At 33.3% G+C, this 820-nt stretch carries 1 protein-coding gene; it reads right to left on the bottom strand.

Features of this window, described 5'->3' with window-relative positions; all coding sequences use genetic code 11:
* Positions 1–633: STN domain-containing protein (locus tag DWW90_RS20335; RefSeq protein WP_199662232.1), on the bottom strand; the 633-nt coding region annotated here is incomplete at its 3' end.
* Positions 634–820 lie beyond the last annotated feature (187 nt).

The following is an 820-nucleotide window of genomic DNA, read 5'->3' on the forward strand; positions in this document are numbered from 1 at the left end:
TTCGGAATCTTCTTTCAGCTTGATTGACACAGTAGATTGATTTCGTATTTCTACTTCTTGAGTGCTATAACCGACAAAAGAAATTTGAAGGATCGCCCCTGTAGCCACTTCCAAAGAAAACTTTCCGTCAATATCTGTAATAATCCCATTTGTTGTCCCTTTCTCTACAACATTTGCACCGATGATAGGTTCTCCATTAATATCCTTTACAACCCCTTTGATAATTTTCTTTTTTTGAGCTATCTCTGACGAAACCGATATGGACAAAGTCGACGGATTAATCAAAATCAAATTATTTTCTGTGATTTCATAATTGATTCCGACATTCTCGAACAACTGTTTCAACACTGCTTCCACCGTTTGTTCCTTCACATTAACAGTCACTTTTTTACTCAAATCGACCTCTCCACTTTCATAGATAAATCGAAAATCCGATTGGTTTTCGATCAAATAAAGGATATCCTTTATGGATTGATTCTCGACATTCAATGACAATTTCGTATTTTGCGAATAAACACTGGCTGAAATATTCAGGGAGAAAACAAGCAAACATAACATTGTTAATCTCATAACAGATAATATCTTTTTAAGGGTTGGAGAAAAATCCAACTCTAACGTATTAAATAAATTCATATATTTGTATATTGATTATTAGTTAACTTTTAGTGTTGCGAGCACTAATTCTTATGATCAAATTTATAACGGGAAATGCTCTTACATTTCCCGTTTTCGTGTATCCATGGCATTCTACTTCATAGGCAATTCTATTTAGAGATTATACTTATATGTTTTCCTTTCACATGATAGCTTATATGACTCA

The sequence above is a fragment of the Parabacteroides sp. AF17-28 genome, assembly GCF_003479205.1.
Lineage (GTDB): Bacteria > Bacteroidota > Bacteroidia > Bacteroidales > Tannerellaceae > Parabacteroides > Parabacteroides acidifaciens.